The organism is Actinomadura sp. WAC 06369 (assembly GCF_003947565.1).
Lineage (GTDB): Bacteria > Actinomycetota > Actinomycetes > Streptosporangiales > Streptosporangiaceae > Spirillospora > Spirillospora rifamycini.
This window is the reverse complement of the sequence record NZ_QHJN01000335.1, coordinates 1-2,832: the sequence shown is the minus strand read 5'-3', so window position 1 is coordinate 2,832 and position 2,832 is coordinate 1. Positions and strand designations below refer to the sequence as shown.

Annotated in this window: 3 protein-coding genes and 1 pseudogene; 3 read left to right on the top strand and 1 reads right to left on the bottom strand. The window is 71.5% G+C overall.

Annotated features, from left to right (window positions below):
- The first annotated feature begins 244 nt into the window (after positions 1–244).
- The 3 genes from ffh (at position 245) to DMH08_RS39155 (ending at position 2,685) form a co-directional block, all read left to right on the top strand.
- The gene (ffh, locus tag DMH08_RS39165; protein WP_026405311.1) at positions 245–1,819 is read left to right on the top strand and encodes a signal recognition particle protein; all 1,575 of its coding nucleotides are present in this window, start codon (positions 245–247) and stop codon (positions 1,817–1,819) included.
- Positions 1,820–2,009: 190 nt separating this feature from the next.
- The gene (gene rpsP, locus DMH08_RS39160) at positions 2,010–2,441 is read left to right on the top strand and encodes a 30S ribosomal protein S16 (RefSeq protein WP_034521021.1); all 432 of its coding nucleotides are present in this window, start codon (positions 2,010–2,012) and stop codon (positions 2,439–2,441) included.
- A 1-nt stretch (position 2,442) separates the two neighbouring features.
- A complete protein-coding gene (locus DMH08_RS39155) occupies positions 2,443–2,685 on the top strand; it encodes an RNA-binding protein (protein ID WP_026405312.1) in 243 nt (80 codons plus the stop codon).
- Between the two features lie 69 nt (positions 2,686–2,754).
- On the opposite strand, the pseudogene DMH08_RS42220 reads toward DMH08_RS39155, so the two are convergent.
- Positions 2,755–2,832, bottom strand: a pseudogene (locus DMH08_RS42220) (RNA-binding protein); the annotation flags it as partial.

Sequence of the window (2,832 nt, the reverse complement as noted above, 5' to 3'; positions counted from 1 at the left end):
GGGTTGGCCAGGGGCGCCGTTCCCGATGTCGCCGTTCGCCGCTGTGGCGGGCTCGATGCCGTCAGTGGTCTGAGCAGGCTGGCCGAGCCCGTCGGGTGCCGAGGTCTGTTCGGCGCCGCCGGTACGGGCGGGGGGCTCCCGCGGGGCGGGGCCGCCACCGGTCGCCCGAGGCGGGTGGGAACCCGCCGGGGAGCCGATACGCTGATAGACGATCCCAGTAGCTTTCCAAGGACGGTCCAGACACGTGTTCGAGACGCTCTCCGACCGGCTGACGACGGTCTTCTCGTCGCTGCGCACCAAGGGCCGGCTCTCCGAGGCCGACATCAACGCCACGGCCCGCGAGATCCGCGTCGCGCTGCTCGAGGCCGACGTCGCGCTGCCCGTGGTCAAGGACTTCATCGCCCGCGTCAAGGAGCGCGCCCGGGGCGCCGAGGTCTCGCAGGCGCTGAACCCGGCGCAGCAGGTCGTCAAGATCGTCAACGAGGAGCTCATCGAGATCCTCGGCGGCGAGACGCGCGAACTGCGGCTCGCCAAGAACCCGCCGACCGTCATCATGCTCGCGGGCCTCCAGGGCGCCGGCAAGACGACCCTCGCCGGCAAGCTCGCCCGCTGGCTCAAGCAGGAGGGCCAGACCCCGCTGCTGGTGGCGGCCGACCTGCAGCGGCCCAACGCCGTCCAGCAGCTCGAGGTCGTCGGCGAGCGCGCCGGGGTCCCGGTGTTCGCGCCCGAGCCCGGCAGCGGCGTCGGCGACCCCGTGGACGTCGCCCGCCGCTCCATCGAGCAGGCCCGCCGCGCCCAGCACAGCATCGTCGTCATCGACACCGCCGGCCGCCTCGGCATCGACGCCGAGATGATGCAGCAGGCGATCGACATCCGCGACGCCGTGCAGCCCGACGACGTCCTGTTCGTCGTCGACGCCATGGTCGGCCAGGACGCCGTCAACACCGCCCAGGCGTTCATGGACGGCGTCGGCTTCGACGGCGTCGTCCTCACCAAGCTCGACGGCGACGCGCGCGGCGGTGCGGCCCTCTCGGTCCGGCACATCACCGGCCGGCCGATCATGTTCGCCTCCACCGGCGAGAAGCTCGAGGACTTCAGCGTCTTCCACCCGGACCGGATGGCCGGGCGCATCCTCGACATGGGCGACATCCTCACCCTGATCGAGCAGGCCGAGCGCACGTTCGACGAGGCGCAGGCCGAGAAGATGTCGGCCAAGTTCGCCTCCGGCGAGGACTTCACCCTCGAGGACTTCCTCGAGCAGATGATGATGATCCGCAAGCTCGGCCCGATCGGCAACCTGCTCGGGATGATGCCCGGCATGGGGCAGGTCCGCGACCAGATCAGCCAGATCGACGACCGCGACCTCGACCGGATCGCCGCGATCATCCGCTCGATGACCCCGCAGGAGCGCTCGCAGCCCAAGATCATCAACGGGTCGCGGCGGGCCCGCATCGCCAAGGGCTCCGGCGTCACCGTCGGCGAGGTCAGCAGCCTCGTCACCCGCTTCTTCGACGCGCAGAAGATGATGCGGCAGATGGCCGGCGGCATCCCCGGCATGCCGGGCATGCCCGGCGGGGGCCGGCGCAAGGCGGCGAAGGCGGCCAAGGCCAAGAACAAGAAGGGCAAGCAGCGCAGCGGCGACCCCCGCAAGCGCGCCGCCCAGGCGAACCGGCCCAAGGAGCCCGCCGACGGCGCGCCCCAGGGCCTCCCGCCCGGCCTCGGCGGCGGCCAGCTTCCCCCCGGCCTCGGCGGCGGGCAGCTCCCGCCCGGCTTCCAGATGCCCGACCTCGACAAGCTGCAGCCCCGCAAGAAGAAGTGACGCGCGGCGTCACCGCCCGATTGCGCTTTTCCCGCGTCCGTCTGGCAGAATGGCGTGCTGGAAACCCGGAGCCGCACGGCGCCCTCTCTCGTCCTGCGCGGCCGGAGTCCATCGGGTTGACCGCAGGCCGGTGTTCCCCACCTGGCGCGGTCCGCCCACCCTGTAATGAAGTCTGGAGTACACCACACCCGTGGCAGTCAAGATCAAGCTCAAGCGTCTGGGGAAGATCCGGAACCCGCAGTACCGGGTCGTCGTCGCCGACGCCCGCACCAAGCGGGACGGCCGGGCCATCGAGGAGATCGGCCTCTACCAGCCCAAGCAGGACCCGTCGCTCATCCAGATCGACTCCGAGCGGGCCCAGTACTGGCTCGGCGTCGGCGCGCAGCCGACCGACGCCGTGCTGAGCCTGCTCAAGATCACCGGTGACTGGCAGAAGTTCAAGGGCGAGCCGGGCGCCGAGGGCACCCTCAAGGTCGCCGAGCCGCGCCCCGACCGCAAGGCCGTCTTCGAGGCCGCGGTCAAGGAGGCGCTGGGCGACGACGCGGGCGAGGCCACCGCGACCCGCGCCAAGAAGAAGGCCGAGCCGAAGAAGGCCGACACCGAAGTCAAGAGCGAGGGCTGACGTGCTCGAAGAAGCGCTCGAGCACCTGGTCCGCGGGATCGTCGAGCACCCCGACGACGTCGGAGTGCGCGCCCGCCGGATCAGGGGCGGCCGGGTCCTCGAGGTGCGCGTGCACCCCGAGGACCTCGGCAAGGTCATCGGCCGCGGCGGCCGCACCGCCAAAGCCCTCCGCACCGTGATCAGCGCCCTCTCCGGGGGCCGTTACGTGCGCGTGGACCTGCTCGACGTCAACGAGGTCCGCTGAGCGCGTGAACCTCAGCACCGCCGCACGGCGCACCGCCGTGTCCGTGCGGCGGTGCTGAGGTTCACGCGCTCAGCGGACCTCGTTGACGTCGAGCAGGTCCACGCGCACGTAACGGCCCCCGGAGAGGGCGCTGATCACGGTGCGGAG